Annotated in this window: 16 protein-coding genes; 8 read left to right on the top strand and 8 right to left on the bottom strand. The window is 67.8% G+C overall.

Features of this window, described 5'->3' with window-relative positions:
- The first annotated feature begins 54 nt into the window (after positions 1–54).
- On the top strand, positions 55–1,164 hold the full coding sequence (locus ACR65K_RS03970) for an LLM class flavin-dependent oxidoreductase (protein ID WP_056335226.1): 1,110 nt from the start codon (positions 55–57) through the stop codon (positions 1,162–1,164).
- On the top strand, positions 1,164–1,631 hold the full coding sequence (locus ACR65K_RS03965) for a MarR family winged helix-turn-helix transcriptional regulator (RefSeq protein ID WP_142031582.1): 468 nt from the start codon (positions 1,164–1,166) through the stop codon (positions 1,629–1,631). The genes ACR65K_RS03970 and ACR65K_RS03965 overlap by 1 nt, the downstream gene beginning before the upstream one ends.
- A gap of 72 nt (positions 1,632–1,703) precedes the next feature.
- On the opposite strand, the gene ACR65K_RS03960 is transcribed toward ACR65K_RS03965, so the two are convergent.
- Positions 1,704–2,510, bottom strand: a complete 807-nt coding sequence (locus ACR65K_RS03960) for a transglutaminase-like domain-containing protein (RefSeq protein WP_440151398.1) — start codon at positions 2,508–2,510, stop codon at positions 1,704–1,706.
- Positions 2,511–2,579: 69 nt separating this feature from the next.
- The gene (locus tag ACR65K_RS03955; protein ID WP_440151397.1) at positions 2,580–3,407 is read right to left on the bottom strand and encodes a hypothetical protein; all 828 of its coding nucleotides are present in this window, start codon (positions 3,405–3,407) and stop codon (positions 2,580–2,582) included.
- 195 nt (positions 3,408–3,602) lie between these two features.
- Here ACR65K_RS03955 and ACR65K_RS03950 point away from each other — a divergent pair, with 195 nt between their 5' ends.
- A complete protein-coding gene (locus ACR65K_RS03950; RefSeq protein ID WP_056335210.1) occupies positions 3,603–4,265 on the top strand; it encodes a DUF1684 domain-containing protein in 663 nt (220 codons plus the stop codon).
- Positions 4,266–4,351: 86 nt separating this feature from the next.
- The gene (locus tag ACR65K_RS03945; RefSeq protein ID WP_056335207.1) at positions 4,352–4,840 is read left to right on the top strand and encodes a GtrA family protein; all 489 of its coding nucleotides are present in this window, start codon (positions 4,352–4,354) and stop codon (positions 4,838–4,840) included.
- 17 nt (positions 4,841–4,857) lie between these two features.
- On the opposite strand, the gene ACR65K_RS03940 is transcribed toward ACR65K_RS03945, so the two are convergent.
- Genes ACR65K_RS03940 through ACR65K_RS03920 form a run of 5 tightly spaced genes read right to left on the bottom strand, consistent with a single transcriptional unit; the run spans position 4,858 to position 10,713 of the window.
- Positions 4,858–6,024: a cysteine desulfurase family protein gene (locus ACR65K_RS03940; RefSeq protein WP_440151396.1), complete on the bottom strand. Its 1,167-nt coding sequence runs from the start codon at positions 6,022–6,024 to the stop codon at positions 4,858–4,860.
- A 7-nt stretch (positions 6,025–6,031) separates the two neighbouring features.
- Positions 6,032–6,949 carry a carboxylating nicotinate-nucleotide diphosphorylase gene (gene nadC, locus ACR65K_RS03935; RefSeq protein WP_440151395.1) on the bottom strand — a complete coding sequence of 306 codons (918 nt, stop codon included), beginning with the start codon at positions 6,947–6,949 and terminating at the stop codon, positions 6,032–6,034.
- Positions 6,942–8,702 (bottom strand): L-aspartate oxidase, encoded by a 1,761-nt coding sequence (gene nadB, locus ACR65K_RS03930; RefSeq protein ID WP_440151394.1) that lies wholly within the window; start codon positions 8,700–8,702, stop codon positions 6,942–6,944. Before nadB ends, nadC begins: the two co-directional genes overlap by 8 nt.
- Positions 8,702–10,006: a quinolinate synthase NadA gene (gene nadA, locus ACR65K_RS03925; protein WP_056335196.1), complete on the bottom strand. Its 1,305-nt coding sequence runs from the start codon at positions 10,004–10,006 to the stop codon at positions 8,702–8,704. The genes nadB and nadA overlap by 1 nt, the downstream gene beginning before the upstream one ends.
- Positions 10,003–10,713: an NUDIX hydrolase gene (locus ACR65K_RS03920; protein WP_056335555.1), complete on the bottom strand. Its 711-nt coding sequence runs from the start codon at positions 10,711–10,713 to the stop codon at positions 10,003–10,005. The genes nadA and ACR65K_RS03920 overlap by 4 nt, the downstream gene beginning before the upstream one ends.
- Before the next feature lie 303 nt (positions 10,714–11,016).
- Here ACR65K_RS03920 and ACR65K_RS03915 point away from each other — a divergent pair, with 303 nt between their 5' ends.
- The 3 genes from ACR65K_RS03915 (at position 11,017) to ACR65K_RS03905 (ending at position 14,123) form a co-directional block, all read left to right on the top strand.
- Positions 11,017–12,414: an amino acid permease gene (locus ACR65K_RS03915; RefSeq protein WP_056335194.1), complete on the top strand. Its 1,398-nt coding sequence runs from the start codon at positions 11,017–11,019 to the stop codon at positions 12,412–12,414.
- An 81-nt stretch (positions 12,415–12,495) separates the two neighbouring features.
- Positions 12,496–13,323 (top strand): alpha/beta fold hydrolase, encoded by an 828-nt coding sequence (locus ACR65K_RS03910; RefSeq protein ID WP_307089334.1) that lies wholly within the window; start codon positions 12,496–12,498, stop codon positions 13,321–13,323.
- Between the two features lie 152 nt (positions 13,324–13,475).
- Positions 13,476–14,123 (top strand): phosphoribosyltransferase, encoded by a 648-nt coding sequence (locus ACR65K_RS03905; protein ID WP_440151393.1) that lies wholly within the window; start codon positions 13,476–13,478, stop codon positions 14,121–14,123.
- Positions 14,124–14,247: 124 nt separating this feature from the next.
- Here the strand turns inward: ACR65K_RS03905 and ACR65K_RS03900 are convergent, their stop codons facing one another.
- A complete protein-coding gene (locus ACR65K_RS03900; protein WP_440151392.1) occupies positions 14,248–15,582 on the bottom strand; it encodes an MFS transporter in 1,335 nt (444 codons plus the stop codon).
- Between the two features lie 254 nt (positions 15,583–15,836).
- On the opposite strand from ACR65K_RS03900, the gene ACR65K_RS03895 reads away from it, so the two are divergent.
- Complete coding sequence (locus ACR65K_RS03895; protein WP_440151391.1) at positions 15,837–16,568, top strand: IclR family transcriptional regulator; 732 nt, start codon at positions 15,837–15,839, stop codon at positions 16,566–16,568.
- Positions 16,569–16,590: the final 22 nt, after the last annotated feature.

Here is a 16,590-nt window from a genome sequence, read left to right as displayed (position 1 = left end):
ATGCATCTACATTGGCCTATACTGGAGCCAAGCCCAGCAACGGAAAGGCACGCCATGCAGATCGGTGTTTTCAGCGTCAGCGACATCACCACGGACCCCACCACGGGCCGCACCCCCACCGAGCACGAACGCATCAAGGCATCGGTGGCCATCGCCAAAAAGGTCGAGGAAATCGGCATGGATGTCTACGCCCTGGGCGAGCACCACAACCGGCCCTTCTTCTCCTCCTCCCCCACCACCACCCTCGCGTACATTGCGGCCCAGACCGAACGGATCATCCTCTCCACGGCCACCACGCTGATCACCACCAATGACCCGGTGAAGATCGCCGAGGACTTCGCCATGCTCCAGCACCTGTCCGACGGGCGCGTGGACCTGGTCCTGGGCCGCGGCAACACCGCCCCGGTATACCCGTGGTTCGGCAAGAACATCCAGGACGGCGTGGAGCTGGCCATCGAGAACTACAGCCTCCTGCGCAAGCTGTGGGATGAGGACACCGTCAACTGGTCCGGCAAGTTCCGCACCCCGCTGCAGAACTTCACCTCCACCCCGCGGCCCCTGGACGGGGTGGCTCCGTTCGTGTGGCACGGCTCCATCCGCACCCCGCAGATCGCGGAAGTGGCCGCGTACTTTGGTGACGGCTTCTTCGCCAACAACATCTTCTGGCCCAAGGAGCACTACCAGCAGCTGATCGGCCTCTACCGCGAACGGTACGAACACTACGGCCACGGCAAGGCGGACCAGGCGATCGTTGGGCTTGGCGGCCAGTTCTTCATGCGGAAGAACTCCCAGGATGCCGTGAACGAGTTCCGCCCGTACTTCGACAATGCCCCTGTGTACGGCCACGGACCGTCCCTGGAGGACTTCACCTCCCAGACCCCGCTGACGGTGGGCAGTCCGCAGGAAGTCATCGAAAAGACCCTGACGTTCCGTGAGCACTTCGGCGACTACCAGCGCCAGCTGTTCCTGATCGACCACGCCGGGCTGCCGCTGAAGACCGTCCTGGAGCAGCTGGACCTGTTCGGCGAGGAAGTCCTGCCCGTCCTCCGCAGGGAGTACGCGGCCCTCAAGCCCGCCCACGTTCCCGAGCCACCCACCCACGCCGGCCGCGTGGCCGCCCTGCTTGCATCGCAGGACGCCGACAAAGCCGCCGCGGAGGCGTGATGGCTGCGGGAGGATCGGAATCGCCGGTGCGGCTGGCAGCGGAAACCTGGGAGTCCCTGTTCCGGGCCCAGGTTGCCGTGATGCGCAGGCTGCAGTCCGGGCGGGCGTTCCGGAAGCTGGCGGTGAACGAATACGACGTCCTGTTCACGCTCTCCCGGTGCCCGTCCGGCTGGCTGCGGCTCAACGAGCTCAACGACAATGTGCTGTTGAGCCAGTCCAGCCTGAGCAGGCTGGTGGAGCGGCTCGAAAAGCGCGGGCTCGTTGCCCGGATGCCGGCACCCGAGGACGGCCGCGGCATCCTGCTGAAGCTGACCGACGAGGGGCGGGAGCTGCAGAAGGAGATCGGCCGCGAGCACGTCCGGGACATCTCGGCGCTGGTGGGTCCTGCCCTGACGGCCGCGGAGCAGAAGGAACTGATGCGGCTCACGGACAAGCTGCGGAGCTCGCTGGGTCCCCTCCCCAAATAACAGGCGGCTGCCCGCCCGGCTGGGGAGCCAGCCCCCGGGCCCGCCGACGGGAGAGCCAGCCGGGCCCGGAAGTCAGCCCAGCGCCACCAGCCGGGCGGGATCCTCGACCGGGAGCTCCCCGTTGACCACGGCGGTGACGCGCAGCTGGTTCAGCACCAGGCTTCCACCCACCGTGGACAGGAAGGCGGTGTCAGAGGAGTCCCGCCCGGCGGTGATGCGCAGCATCGACTCCCGCGGCGCAAGCCCGGTGGGGTCGATGATGTGCCAGGCACCCTCCACGTAGGCTTCGGCCACAGCGTGGAAATCCATGGGGCTCAGGCCCGGTGCGTAGACAGCCGCCAGACGCGCCGGGACGTCCTTGGAGCGGAGCAGGGCGATGGCCAGGTGTGCAAAGTCCCGGCAGACGCCGCGCCTGCTGAGGAGGGTTTCCACCGCACCGTCTGTGCCCCGGGAGGAGCCGCTGATGTACCGCAGCTCACCGTTGACCCAGTTGCGGACGGCCTGCACCAGGTCCGCGCCCTGGACCCCTTCGAACTCTGCGTAGGCCGTAGGCAGGAGCCGGTCTGATTCGGCATACCGGCTGGGACGGACGTAGCGGATCCGGTCGGCCAGGGTGGCGTCTTCGGGGACAGCGCGGCCGGCCACCGTGGCCGTGTATTCCACGGTGACGTCGGTGGGTTCGGCGAACTCCATGTAGTGGAACCGGCCGCCGTGGTGGTCCGAAACCTCGGTCAATGGAACCTCTGCCCCGCCGGCCTTGACGGAGAGGGACTCATCAAAGGATGAGTAGCCGCTGTTCCGTGCTACGGCAATGGCCATGGCCACCTTGGTGTTGGCGATGGTCCTGAAGGCCAGGCGTGCGGAAACAGAGCGTTCCATGTCTCTCCGGGGGTGTTGGGGGCGGAAAACAAGTCGTACGCCCCGCACTTGTGAGTGCCGGCAGCGGGACTAGTTTTTGACCTTCAGCGACATTAGCATCCGCTGCACGTTGGCGAAGTCAGGACTCTCATTGACGTACTGCGCGGCCTGGCCAAGGGTGTCGAAAGCCTTCGCCGGCGCCACTTTCTCATCCGGGGCAAAGGCCTTGAGGTTCACCAGGTCCCCGAACGAGTAGTCGCCCTTGGAGGCCGGACCCCGCACCACATTGCGCAGCACGCACGCCTGCCCATCCGTCCCTCCCACAAGGTTGGTGATCCCGTACGAACCGAAATACCGGTAGCCCTGGATCACCCGGTAGACCATGTGCGGCGGGATGGTCCCCTCCCCGCCCTGGGCGGAAAGCTCAAAGGGTACGCTGCTGATCACGGTGTAGGGATGCCGGGCGCTTTCCGGACAATCGGGGGACGACGGCGGCAGTCCGGTGCGGAGGGCGGCAACGAAAGTTCCGTCGGGCTTCTTCACTTCCACCTTCAGTCCGCCGGGAAGCACGCCGTCCTCAGGCGCCACGGACTGGGCGATCCAGTCCGCCGGCAGGTCGAAGCTGACGGTTTTGGCGGGATCGGAGAACGTCTTCCAGGAAGCCGCGGTGGCAACACCCCCGGGTTCCCCGGATGGTGTGGAGGCGGAGGCCTGGACACTGCCCGAAGCATCCGGTGATGCCGGTGCTGTTCCCGACGTTGGGCCGGGCGCGGCAGATCCGGAGGTTGCCGCCGCCGATGGTGCGGGCTGTGCCGTCCATCCCGGGCCCGCCGGGGATCCAGAGCATCCCGCCAGCAGGAACACCGCCGCCGCCAGGGATGTCCGGGAAAGGGCGGTCACTGCTGCCTTGCCTGTCATGGAAGCCAGCCTAGTGGCGCCATGGCGCCTGCCCGGGCTGCCGCAATAGTGTTTCATGCGCACTGAAACGGGTGTTTCCTGCGCCCTGCCGGGACGGCCCCTCCCGGCCCTCCAGCCGTCCCTGACGGTGGGCGCCCGGCCCGGCGTGTCGCCGTCGGGCATTTACCACCCCGGCCTGGGACTAGGCTGGACGTTATGGCGGAAGAGCAGCACGGCGCAGCCGAAGACAACCCGGCGGATATCTCCGCCCTGGACATCGCCGACTGGCGGCTGAGGACCTTTGCGCTCTATGACAACGTCCGCCGGTTCGCGGTGGAAAGCCCGTCGGAGGCGCACTCGTACTGGCGCCACCAGCGTGACCTGATGTTCGGCACCCACCCGGCGTCCGCGCTCACCGCCACGGACAAGGCGCGCTTCTCGGGGCTGAAGACTGCCGATTACGATCCCATCTACCGGTTCCACGTCCCCCTGACGAAAGAGGGCGCCGGCCGGGAGATGAGCGTCGAAACCGCCACCGACGGGGTGGTCCACTTTGTCCGGCTGGGGACGTTCGACCTGCCGGAAATGGGCCAGCTCGGGGTGTGGAAACTGCACGGGTATGGCGGCGGCATCTTCGTTCCGTTCCGCGATGCCACAGCCGGACAGCCGGGCGGAACCTATGGCGCCGGCCGCTACCTGCTGGACACCATCAAGGGTGCCTTCCACGGCGTCAACGGCACAGGCCCCGGCGCGACGTTCGTCCTGGATTTCAATTTTGCCTACAACCCCTCCTGTGCCTACAACGAGGCGTGGGCCTGCCCGCTGCCCGGACCCTCCAACCGGCTGGCAGTGGAAATCCCCGTGGGCGAGCTGTACTGACGCATGGCGGTTCGTCCCGGGCGCCCTGGGCGCATCCCCTTCCTCCTGCCTGCCCGCGGCCCTGAGCGGGCAGCCGGTGCCGCGGGATGACGGAGAGACCGTCCGCAGCCGCTGTGCAGGAAACCATGCCCCGGCGCCTTCCGGCCACCAGGCACTACCGGGGTCTCCTGCGCTTTCCGGTCATCCGGCAGCTGATCCGCTTCTCCGGGGTCGGCGTCATCTGCACCGCGGCATCGCTTGGCCTCTACGCGCTGCTGCGGCCGTGGCTGGGCGCCCAGCTGGCCAACGCGGTGGCGCTGGTCCTCACGTCCCTGCTGAACACCGCGCTGAACCGGCGGCTGACCTTCAAGATCGCCGGGCAGCAGCGCCGTACCCGTGACCACTTCAACGGCCTGGTGGTGATCGCCGTGGCGCTGGTGATTACCGGCAGCAGCCTGGGCGTGCTGCATTGGTTCAATCCGGACGCCACCGTGGGGGACGAACTGCTGGCGACCACCTTGTCCGGCTTCCTGGCCACGGCGGTCCGCTTCAGCATGCTGCGGCACTGGATTTTCCGCCGGGCCCGCCACCGCTGACTCGGCTGCCCCATCCGTCAGTGGGCCTGGCCTGCGCCGAGGCTCCTGACCCTGGCGACGGCGGACCTTACGGCGTCCGCAGCCTTGTCCAGGTCTTCCCCGGTTACTGACGCGTCGAAACTGAACCGGACGGCGGTCTGCGCCACTTCGGCGGAAATTCCCAGCGCGGTGAGCACGGGCGATGGCGCATCCGAACCGGCAGCGCAGGCCGAACCGCTGGAGCACACCACGCCCTGCCGTTCCAATTCCAGGAGCAGGGACTCGCCGCTGGTTCCTGGAAAGCAGAAGGACGCAACGGACGGCAGCCGTTCCGTGGGGTGGCCGGTCAGGACAGCGTCCGGCACCGCGGCCGCCACCGCACCGATGAACCGGTCCCGGAGGGCTGCAACCCGTGCCTGCTGCTCCGGCTGCCGGTCCGTGGCCAGCGTGAGGGCGGTGGCCAGGCCCACCGCGCCGGCCACGTTTTCCGTTCCCGAGCGCCGGCCGCGTTCCTGCCCGCCGCCGTGGATGACCGGCTCCAGCCGGGTGCGGCTCCGGACGAACAGCATGCCGCAGCCCTTGGGTGCGCCCAGCTTGTGCCCGGAGATGCTCATGGCATCAACGCCCAGGGCCTTGGTATCCAGCGGCTGCCAGCCGGCGGCCTGGACGGCGTCGGTATGGAACGGGATTCCGTGGCGGTGGGCCAGTTCCGCGAGCGCGGCGATGGGCTGGATGGTGCCCACCTCGTTGTTGGCATACATGATGCTGACCAGCGCGGTCTCCGGGCGCAGCATGCCGGCCAGGGCGTCGGGTGTCACCGTGCCGGTGGCGTCCACCGGCACCACATCCACCACAAAACCGTGGAAGCGCTCGAGGTAGCGCGCGGATTCCTCCACGGCAGGGTGCTCGACGGCGCTGATCACCACCCGGTTCAAGCCCGGGTTGGCGGCCTGCCGGGCCAGGGCAATGCCTTTGACGGCCAGGTTGTCCGCTTCCGTTCCCCCGGAGGTGAACACCACCTCGCCCTGACGGCATCCGAGGACACCGGCAACCGCTGCCCGCGCCCCCGCGAGCGCCGCGGCTGCCGCCTCACCGAGGGTGTGGTGGCTGGAAGGGTTCCCGAATGCGCCCGTGAGGTGGGGCCACATGGCGTCCACCACTTCACGGCGGACCGGGGTGGTGGCAGCTGCGTCAAGGAAGATCACGGCACGCTCACCCGGCGGTCAGTTCGACGTCGAGGCCCAGGTCCAGCGCGGCCACGGTATGGGTCAGTGCTCCCACGGAGATGATGTCCACGCCTGTGCCGGCAATGGCCGCTACAGTGTCGGGGTTGACATTGCCGCTGGCTTCCACGCGGGCACGTCCGGCCACGAGGGCCACGCCGGCCTTCAGCTCCGCCACGGTGAAGTTGTCCAGCATGATGGTGTCCACACCAGCGGCGAGGACCGGTTCGATCTGGTCCATGCTGTCCACCTCGACCTCAAAATGGGTGGTGTGTCCCAGGTGGGCTTTGGCGGCCAGCAGGAGGCCGGTGAGCTTCGCAGGGTCACCCCCGGTCATCACGGCCAGGTGGTTGTCCTTGGCCAGCACCGCATCGGAGAGGCTGTACCGGTGGTTCGAACCGCCCCCGCACCGTACCGCGAAACGTTCCAGGATGCGCAGGCCCGGCGTGGTCTTGCGGGTGTCGGTGATGCGGGCCCTGGTTCCTTCTGCCAGCCGGACGAATTCGGCGGTCTTGGTGGCGATGGCGGACATCCGCTGGACCAGGTTGAGGGCCACGCGTTCGGCCATCAGCACGGAGCGGGCGCTGCCGCTGACCCGCGCAAGGTGCGTGCCGGCGTCGAACGTTTCCCCGTCCGCTACAAGCAGCTCCACCCGGGTGGCGGGGTCCACCAGCTGCATCGCGTCGCGGAACACGGTTGCGCCGCTGAGCACGCCCGGGACGCGGGCATTAAGGACGGCTGTGGCGCGTGCCTGGGCGGGAATGAGCAGCTGGGAGGTGATGTCGCCGGAGGGGGCATCCTCGGCGAAGGCCCGTTCCAGGATCTCCCGGACCGGTGCTGCCGGAAGGGTGAGGTCCAGTGCGGGGCGCAGGGTGGCTGCCTGGTCGATCACGGCGGGTTCAGTCATGGAGCAGGCTCGCTTTCGTGCGCGGAGGGTAAGGGGCTTCGGTGTGGACGGGTTCGTCGCTGCGGTAGTGCGCCCCGAGGGATACAGGCCGGCGGAGGGCTCCGGCGACCAGCAGCTGCGCAGCCAACAACAGGTTCCGGTCCTCAAGCACCACAGGGTCGGAGGAACGGTCAGCATCAGGACGGACGACGCCGGCCCAGCCGGCCAGGACCAGGGCGGCCCCGGCCAACAATTCCCCGGAGCGCAAAACCCCGGCGTGCGAGGTCATGAGGCGACGAAGAGCGTCCCGCGAAAACGGCTCCCCGGCACTGATTCCCCCACCGAAGGAGGACGGCCAGGTCCCGCGCGTCGTGTCCATTCCGCCCAGCGCGCCTTCTAAAGCAGCAGGGAGGGGGACGTTCGATCGGTCGTCTGAAGGTGCCCCGGGAGCGTGCGTCAAGGGGAGGCCGGCAGCAGCCGAGACAGCACGCGGAGGGGCGCCTTCAGGCGACCCCCAAGCAGGGTCACCGGAGAGGAAAGATTCAACAGCGCGGCGGCCGAAGACGAGTCCCTCAAGGAGGGAGTTGCTGGCCAGCCGGTTAGCCCCGTGGACCCCGGTGCACGCAACTTCGCCGGCGGCGTAGAGGCCGGGGACGGTGGTGCGTCCGTGGGTGTCGGTCCGCACCCCGCCCATCCAGTAGTGGGCGGCGGGGGCGACCGGGACCAGTTCGCGGGTCCAGTCGATGCCGGCGTCGAGGGTCTTGCGGGTGAGGGTGGGGAACCTTTGCTGCAGGAAGCCGTGGCCCCCGGCCTGCTCGATGGCGCGCGCGTCGAGGTAGACATGGCCGTTGGGGTCTCCGAGTTTGGCGAGGTGGAGGGCGATGCTGCGGGAGACGACGTCCCGGGGTGCCAGTTCGGCGTCGGGGTGGTAGGCCTTCATGAAGCGGCGGCCGTTGGAGTCGAGCAGGACGGCGCCTTCACCGCGGACGGCTTCGGAGATCAGCAGCGGGCCGTCCAGCCGGGACGGGTGGGCGGTGGCGGAACTCACCAGGCAGGTGGGGTGGAACTGGAAGAATTCGAGGTCTGCGGTAACTGCGCCGGCGCGGACGGCGAGCGCCAGGCCGTCGGCGGTGGCCACCGCGGGGTTGGTGGTCTGGGCGAACAGCTGGCCTGCTCCCCCGGTGGCGAGCAGGACGGCGTCGGCTTCCAGGCTGGCGTGGCGGCCGTCATGGAGGTATTGGACCCCAACCACGCGCCCTTCAGAGGTGGTGAGGGCTGTGGCGTGGGCATGCGTGAGGAGCGTGAGCTTTCCTTCGTCCCGCCGGGACAGGACAGCCTGGATCAGCGCGCCGGCGACGCGCGCGCCTGTGGCGTCCCCTCCTGCGTGCAGGATGCGGGCGGCACTGTGCGCTGCTTCGAGCCCAAGGGCAGGGCCGCCGTTGTGCGTCCCGTCCCGGTGGCCTGCGTCAAAGGCCACCCCGTAGCGCTGGAGGCCCGCGATGTCCTGCCGCGCCTGCGAGCACATGAGCCGGACGGCAGCCTCGTTGCAGTGCCCCGCCCCGGCCCGGAGGGTGTCGGCGATGTGGGCGGCAACGGTGTCCCCCGGGGCGGGCTGGGCGAGTACGGCAGAAATGCCGCCCTGCGCGTACCAGGTGTTGCTGTGCTCCAGGGCGCCCTTGGTCAGCAGCACCACGTCGGCGCCGGCCTCCGCGCCAAGCAGTGCCGCGTAGAGCCCCGCGATGCCGCTTCCCACCACGGCGAGCCGGCGGCTCATCAGGGCCTCGCAGCGAGCATGCGCTCGAGCGCCGTCCTGGCATTGGCCTGCACGTCGTCGTCCACAGTGATGCGGTTGACGATGCGGCCGGCCACCAGTTCCTCCAAGACCCAGGCCAGGTAGCCGGGGTGGATGCGGTACATCGTGGAGCACGGGCAGATCACCGGGTCCAGGCAGAAGATGGTGTGCTGCGGATATTCGGCCGCAAGCCGGTTCACCATGTTGATTTCCGTCCCGATGGCGAACGTGGTGGGCTCGGTGGCCGCGGCGATGGCTTTCTTGATGAAGTCGGTGGAGCCGGCGGAATCAGCGGCGTCCACCACTTCCATGGGGCACTCAGGGTGCACGATGACCTGCACGCCGGTGAAGTCCGCGCGGGCCTTCTCGATCTGGGCCACGTTGAAGCGCTTGTGCACGGAGCAGAATCCGTGCCAGAGGATGACGCGGGAATCCAGCAGCGCCTGTTCGTCGTTGCCGCCGAGTTCCTTGCGCGGGTTCCACATTGGCATCTGCTCCAGGGGCACGCCCATGGCCTTGGCCGTGTTGCGGCCAAGGTGCTGGTCGGGGAAGAACAGCACCCGCTGGCCGCGCTGGAAGGCCCACTCCAGGACGGTCCTGGCATTGGAGGAGGTGCAGACGATGCCGCCGTGTTCGCCGCAGAAAGCCTTCAGCGCTGCGGAGGAGTTCATGTAGGTGACGGGGATGACCGGAACCCGGCCCTCAGCGTCGGGCTCCGTGCCGAAGATCTCCGCCAGCTGGTCCCAGCATTCCTCCACGGAGTCCGCGTCCGCCATGTCTGCCATGGAGCAGCCGGCGGCAAGGTTGGGCAGGACGACCGCCTGCTCCGGGGTGGAAAGGATGTCCGCGGTCTCGGCCATGAAGTGGACACCGCAGAAGATGATGGCCTCGGCCTCCGGCCTGGTGAGCGCCGCGTTGGCGAGCTGGAAGGAGTCCCCCACGAAGTCCGCGTACTGGATCACTTCGTCGCGCTGGTAGAAGTGGCCCAGGATGACGGCGCGTTCGCCCAGCGTGGCCTTGGCGGCGTTGATCCGTTCCCCGAGCTCGGCGTCGCCGGCGAGCTTGTACTCCTCCGGGAGCTGGCCCTGGCGCGGCGTGGTGGCGGGGGCAGGGTCGGCGCTTGACGCGCCCGGTCCATAGGCGGGAACACCGGCGAGCGCCTCGGCCAGGTCGTAGTCCCACGGGCCCCTGGCCAGTGCCGGGCTGCAGGTGCTGCGCTCAGCCGCTGCGCCTTTTGCGGCCTGTTCGCGCGTAATCAGCTGGATTGCCGTGTTGACGCTGCTCATGGTGTGCTCCTGTTGTCTGGGTCAAGGCCTGGCCGGCCGGTGTAGCGGTAAAGGCGTGGCGGACGGTGTTTGCCGCCCTGGAGGTATTCCCCGGTTTCTTCGATTTCCGGGGTGGATTTGAGTTGCCGGCGGAAGTTGGCGGGATCCAGTTGGCGGTCAAGGACGGCTTCGTAGACTTCGCGGACCTGAGCCAGGGTGAAGTACTCGCCCAGCAGGTGGTACGCCACCGAGCCGTAGGCCAGCTTGTTGCGCAGGCGCCAGAGGGCGTAGTCCACGATGGCATTGTGGTCGAAGGCCAGTTCGCCGAGCCGGTCGGCGCGGAACCACCTGACGTTCTCGGACTCGTCCGCCAGGGCGGCTTCCGTCGGCTGGACCAGGGCCCAGTAGACAATCGAGACCACGCGCTGGGTGGGTGAGCGGTGCAGGCCACCGAAGGCGTACAGCTGCTCGAGGTAGCGGGGCGCGAGGCCAGTGGTCTCCCGCAGGTTCCGGGCTGCGGCGTCCTGGAGGGATTCTTCATGGCTGAGGGGGCCGCCGGGCAATGCCCACAGCCTTTTGAAAGGCTCGCGGATGCGGCGCACCAAGGGCAGCCACAGCGTGGGACGGCCGGAGGTTTCACTTGGCCGCAGGGCGAAGATCACCGTGGAGATGGCGAGCGACGGCGGCGCGGCCTGCCGCTCGGAAACATTTGCCGAACTGTAGTACACATCCACCGCCTTCCGTCGCGCTCATCGTGCCCGCCCCGGCGGTTCTTCAGAGTTATGGTCAACTTGACCAAAACTAATTCTACGGCCCGGAACGCCGGAAAGGAAATGTTTCTGCCGCCTTTTCATGGCTGCGGGACCACACGGCCAACACAACCGTTCCTGTCGCCGCGCCGACTCCCGTCGCCGGGGCTCCCCTTCCGTTTTTGGCCCGCCACCGGAAGCGGTAAATTCAAGAGGTCCCAAAAGGATCCCCGGACCATCCGGACCGGACCGTACAACCAGCCCCAGAAGGTGCACTGCCCCATGACGATGAAGTCTGACCGGACCGCGTCCGCCACACTCCCGCCGAAGACCACAGGCGTCCACAGCATGAAACCGCGCCAGCTCACCATGATGGGGCTCGGCAGTGCCATCGGTGCGGGCCTGTTCCTGGGATCGGGTGCCGGGGTCCAGGCAGCCGGTCCGGCAGTCCTCATCTCCTACCTGGTGGCCGGCACACTGATCATCCTGGTGATGTGGGCGCTGGGCGAGATGGCCGCCGCAAACCCGGCCAGCGGCGCCTTCTCCGTTTACGCGGAGCGGGCCCTTGGCCGTACCGCCGGCGCCACCATCGGATGGCTGTGGTGGCTGCAGCTGGTAGTCGTGATCGCCGCCGAGGCACTCGGTGCCGCCGGACTGCTGTTCTCCGTCTGGCCGGTGGTCCCGGTCTGGGCGCTGGCGCTGCTGTTCATGGTGGTGTTCACCGGCATCAACCTGGCCGGTGTCCGGAATTTCGGCGAGTTCGAGTTCTGGTTTGCCATCCTCAAGGTCGCCGTCATCGTGCTCTTCCTGGCAGTCGGTGCCGCTTTGCTTCTTGGCCTCCTGCCCGGCGTCGCCTCCCCCGGTGCCGGCAACCTCACCGGGAACTTCGCTCCCCAGGGCCTGGGCGGGGTTGCGTCGGCCCTGTTTGTGGTGATCTTCGCCTTCGGCGGGACGGAAATCGTCTCCGTGGCTGCCGCCGAAACCGAGGATCCGGAACGCAGCGTGGGAAAGGCCATCCGCACCGTGGTGTGGCGCATCCTCGTGTTCTACATCGGCTCAGTGTTCGTCATCGCCGCCGTCCTCCCCGCCACGTCCAAAAGCCTTGCCTCACCCTTCGCCGGTGTACTGGACGCCGCCAGGATCCCCGGCGCCTCCACCGCCATCACCCTGGTGGCCGTCGTCGCCCTCCTCTCGGCACTGAACGCCAACCTCTATGGCGCCTCCCGGATGGCCTACTCCCTGGCGCAGCGGGGTGAAGCGCCGCGGGTCCTGACCCGCCTCAACCGCGCGGCCGTTCCGCTGCTGGCCGTGGCGGTATCGGTGGCCTTCGGCTTCATCGCCACGGTCCTGGAACTGCTGTTTCCGGAACGGATCCTGCCTGCCCTGTTCCAGTTGGTGGGCTCCACGTGCCTGGTGGTCTGGGGCAGCGCGCTGGTCTCCCAGTTGATCCTGCGCCGGCGGGCCGACCGGGAGGGAATCCCGCTGCCCCTGAGGATGAAGGGCTTCCCCGCGCTAACCATCCTGGGCCTGGTCCTCCTGGGCCTGATATTCGCCGTCGGTTTCAGCGCGGAGAGCAGCCGGGTGCAGCTCTTTAGTACCTTCGCACTGATCGCCGGCATCGCCCTGGCCTGTGCCGCCGGGGCCTGCCTCACCAGCAGGAACCGGGCCGCCAGCAGGTAGAGTGGTGCGTACCTTTCCAAGGAAGACGCACCGACGCGCCGGGCCCGCCCAGGCGCCGTACCTGATTGGGGAACTGACACCATGAGCGGCAGGCACACCGGACAGCAGCACGCGCACACCGTTGAAGGGACCGATCCCCAGCTGTTCGTGGCAGTCCATGACCCCGCAACCGATGCCGGCCTGCGGCCCGTCCTGCTGCTGCACGGCTTTTCCTCCTCGTCCAAGCTCAACTGGGAAGACACCGGCTGGGTGTCCGCCCTGCTTGACGCCGGCCGCCGGGTCATCACCGTGGACCTTCCCGGCCACGGCCGCAGCGGCGCGCCGGAGGACCGCGACTCCTACTCACCCAGCAGGATCAGGGCGGACCTTCTCCAGGCAGCGTTCGACGCCGGCACACGCCCCCTGCAGGAAGGTGATCCTTCCAGCGGGCTGGACGTGGTGGGCTACTCGCTGGGATCGCGGCTCGCCTGGGAGTTCGCCGCAACCCAGCCCGAACTGGTGCACCGGCTGGTGCTTGGCGGGCCCAACGATTCCGATCCCCTGGCCGCGTTCGACCTCCGGGCTGCCCAGGATTACCTGGCGGACGGCACGCCGATCCAGGACGAATCGACCGCCCAGCTCCTGAAGATGGCATTGCTGCTGCCGAGCAACAACATTTTCGCGCTGCTATCCCTGGTTGAAGCCATCAAGGCTGAGCCCTACGATCCCGCCGAAGCAGTCCCCCACGTTCCCATGCTGCTGGTGGCCGGAGACAAGGACGAGCGCGCCGGAATCCTGCCCAAGCTCGCCGAACTGGCCCGGGGCGCCGGTTCCATGCCTGAACAGCTGGTCCTCCCGGGCCGGAACCACACCAACGCCATCACCAGCAGGGCCTTCAAACAGGCCGCCATCTCGTTCCTGGCCGTCTAGGCACTGACTCGCCAGACAGCGTCTGTACAGCCTGGCCGTCCAGGCACCCGCCCGTCCGGGCGTTCCGGAAAAACGGCGGCCGCTGCCGTGAACGCCCGGGGCAGCCGGAAGTACGCTGGGGGCAGTCAGGCCACAGTTGCCGGGAGGGGTACATGGGGACGCGTTTCGAAGACCGCACCGACGCCGGTCGACGCCTGGCCGCTGCGCTTGGCCAGTTCCGGGATCATCCGGACACTGTGGTCCTGGGCCTCGCACGTGGGGGCATCCCCGTCGCCGCCGCGGCAGCGGATACCCTCCACCTGCCCCTGGGCACCGTCCTGGTGCGGAAGCTGGGGATTCCGGGGCACGACGAAACTGCCTACGGGGCGCTGGCCTGGGCGCACGGGCGCACCGTCCGCTTGATCAACAAGCCCCTGCTGGAGCGCGTCCTTGAACACGGCGTGCAGCAGGAATGGCTGGACGGTGTTGAGAGGCGCGAACGCGGGGAACTGCTCCGACGGGTGGAGCTGTACCCGGGAAGCAACACCGACGTGGCCGGCAGGACGGTTCTTTTGGTGGATGACGGGCTGGCCACGGGGGCCACGATGCGTGCCGCCGTGGAGGCCGTGCGGGAAGGCGGGGCGGCTGCCGTGGTGGCGGCAGCGCCCGTGGGATCGATCGACGCCGAAGCCTCGCTGGAGCGGGTGTGCGATGCCGTGGTGTGCCTGCACCTGCCGGGAAGGTTCCGGGCCGTGGGCAGCTATTACCGGCACTTTGGGCAGTTGCGCGACGACGACGCGGTCAGGCTGCTGGCGCGCTAAGGGAGCCGTCAACAACAGCAGGCCCGGACCTTTCGGTCCGGGCCTGCTGTGTTGGGACGGTGGGTGGGCTCACGCCGTCAGGGTTCCCTTGCCGACGCGAAGCGAGGCAGGGGGACGGTGGGGATCAGTGGTGGCTGCTGACTCCGAGCGGGCGGCCCTTGGTTTCCTTGGCCAGGACCACGCCGACCGCCGAAATCACGCAGAGGACCATGATGTAGATGCCGATGGAACCGGTCCACTTGGTCGACTGCAGCAAGGTCTCAGCAATGGTGGCGGCGAAGGCCCCACCCAGGATGGCTCCAAACGCGTATCCGATGGAGATGCCCGAGTAGCGGACTTCTGCAGGGAACATTTCGGCGTACATGGCCGACATGGGGCCGTAGGACAGGCCCAGGCCAATGGTCAGGACGAACAGTGCAATGCCGTAAAGCAGGATGTTCTTGGTGTCGATGAGCGCGAACATGGGGATCATCCAGGCGAAGACGATGGCGTAGCCGGTCAGGAAGGTCTTCACGCGCCCGATCCGGTCCGAGAGCCAGCCGCCCACCAGGGTGAAGATCAGCCAGCCAAAGGACGCCAGCGTGGTGGCCAGGAGGATCTGCGGGGTGGGCATCTTCAGGGTTTTGGTCGCGTAGGAGATGAAGAATGCGATCAGCAGGTAGCCTGCGGCATTGTTGCCAATGAAGATCAGGGTGGAGTACAGGACGGGCAGCTTGTGGTTCCGGATCAGCTCGCCCAGCGGCGCCTTGCTTTCCTTCTTCCGCAGGGCCATCTCCTGGAAGACCGGGCTCTCGGCTACAGCGCGGCGGATCAGGTAGCCCACCACGATCAGGACGATGGACAGCAGGAACGGCACGCGCCAGCCCCAGGCGGCGAAGTCTTCCTTGGACATGCTGGTGTTGAGGAAGAACAGCAGGCCGGTGGCCAGGATCATGCCCACCGGTACGCCGATCTGCGGGTAGGCACCGAAGAGGCCACGGCGGCCGATCGGCGCATGCTCCACGGCCATCAGGGCGGCACCGCCCCATTCGCCGCCGGCTGAGAAGCCTTGGATGACGCGCAGCAGGATCAGGAGCACCGGAGCCCAGGCACCGATCTGCGCATACGTGGGGAGCATGCCGATCAGGGCCGTCGCGGCGCCCATCATGACCAGGGTGAAGACGAGCATCGCCTTCCGTCCCAGGCGGTCGCCCAGGTGGCCGGCGATGACGGCGCCGAGGGGGCGGAACAGGAAGCTGATGCCGATGAGGGCAAAGGAGAGGATCTGCGCCAGGCCCGGATTGGACGCGTTCAGCGGCGCCAGGAACAGCGGTGACAGCAGCGTTGCGGTCAGCTGGGCAAAGATGAAGAAGTCGTACCACTCGATGGTGGTTCCGACGAGGGTGCCGGCGAGGACCTTGCGTTCCTCCCGCCGGCTGCTGGGACCGGCGGGGGTATCCACCTTGGAAGGTGTGGTCATTGAAACTCCATTGTTCATTGGGCAGCAGTGCCGCCCGGACGCCTTCAGAATTACCGACAGAACGGTCAGTTAGTTAGTAGGGTACTACGGATTTGTGATGCGGGACACGGGGCGCGGAAATTTTTATGGGAGCATCACCCGGAACTTCAATGTTCTTTATTTGAACGAGCAGTTCGTATAGAGGACAATACTCTGCGACCGCTGATGAGACAAGGGTCACGGCATGCCCGGGATTGCCACCTAGGATGGATGTCATGACACCTCCAGCAGCCGCAGCCAGGACGGCGGCGCCGCAGGCTTCGCCGTCCCAGACCCTTTCGCGCGGCATCCGTGCCCTGGAGATCCTGGCAGCTGCCCCGGGTCCGCTGACCATCGCCGAGCTGGCCGACGCAATGGGCGTCCACCGGTCCGTGGCGTACCGGATCCTGCGTACCCTGGAAGACCATTCCCTCCTGGTGCGTGATGACGCCGGACGCGTCCAGCCCGGCCCCGGTCTTGCAGTCCTGGCACGCGGCGTGTCACGCAACCTGCAGAGCGCAGCCCTCCCCGAGCTCACCCAGCTGGCAAACTCGTTGGACATGACGGCGTTCGTGGCGGTGTGGGACCACCATGACTGCATTACCCTGGTCACCGTTGAACCACGGCATTCGGGGGCAACCGTGGCCCAGCACCCGGGTACGCGGCACCCCATTAACGCCGGCGCGCCGGGCATCGCCATCCAGTCGGCCCTTTCCGAGGCGGAGTGGGACCGGCTGGAAACGGGAATTCCTTACCGGCCGGAGGCGGCGGAAGCGCGGCGGAAGGGTTACTCGGCCAGCCACGACGAGGTCATCGCCGGGGTGTCCTCACTGGCAGCCCCTGTCCGGGTTCCCGGTGGGCGTCCGGCAGCACTCGCGGTGGTCTATATCCGTTCCGCCCATGATCCGGAAGCGGTGGGGGCGGCCCTCGCCGAAAGCGCGGCCAGGATTGAGCGGCAACTGGCCTGACCGCATGGGAGGCCCGCGGCCC

This window comes from Arthrobacter sp. SAFR-179, from assembly GCF_059414945.1.
Note: the sequence above shows the minus strand (reverse complement) of the source record. Positions and strands in the feature narration are given on the sequence as shown.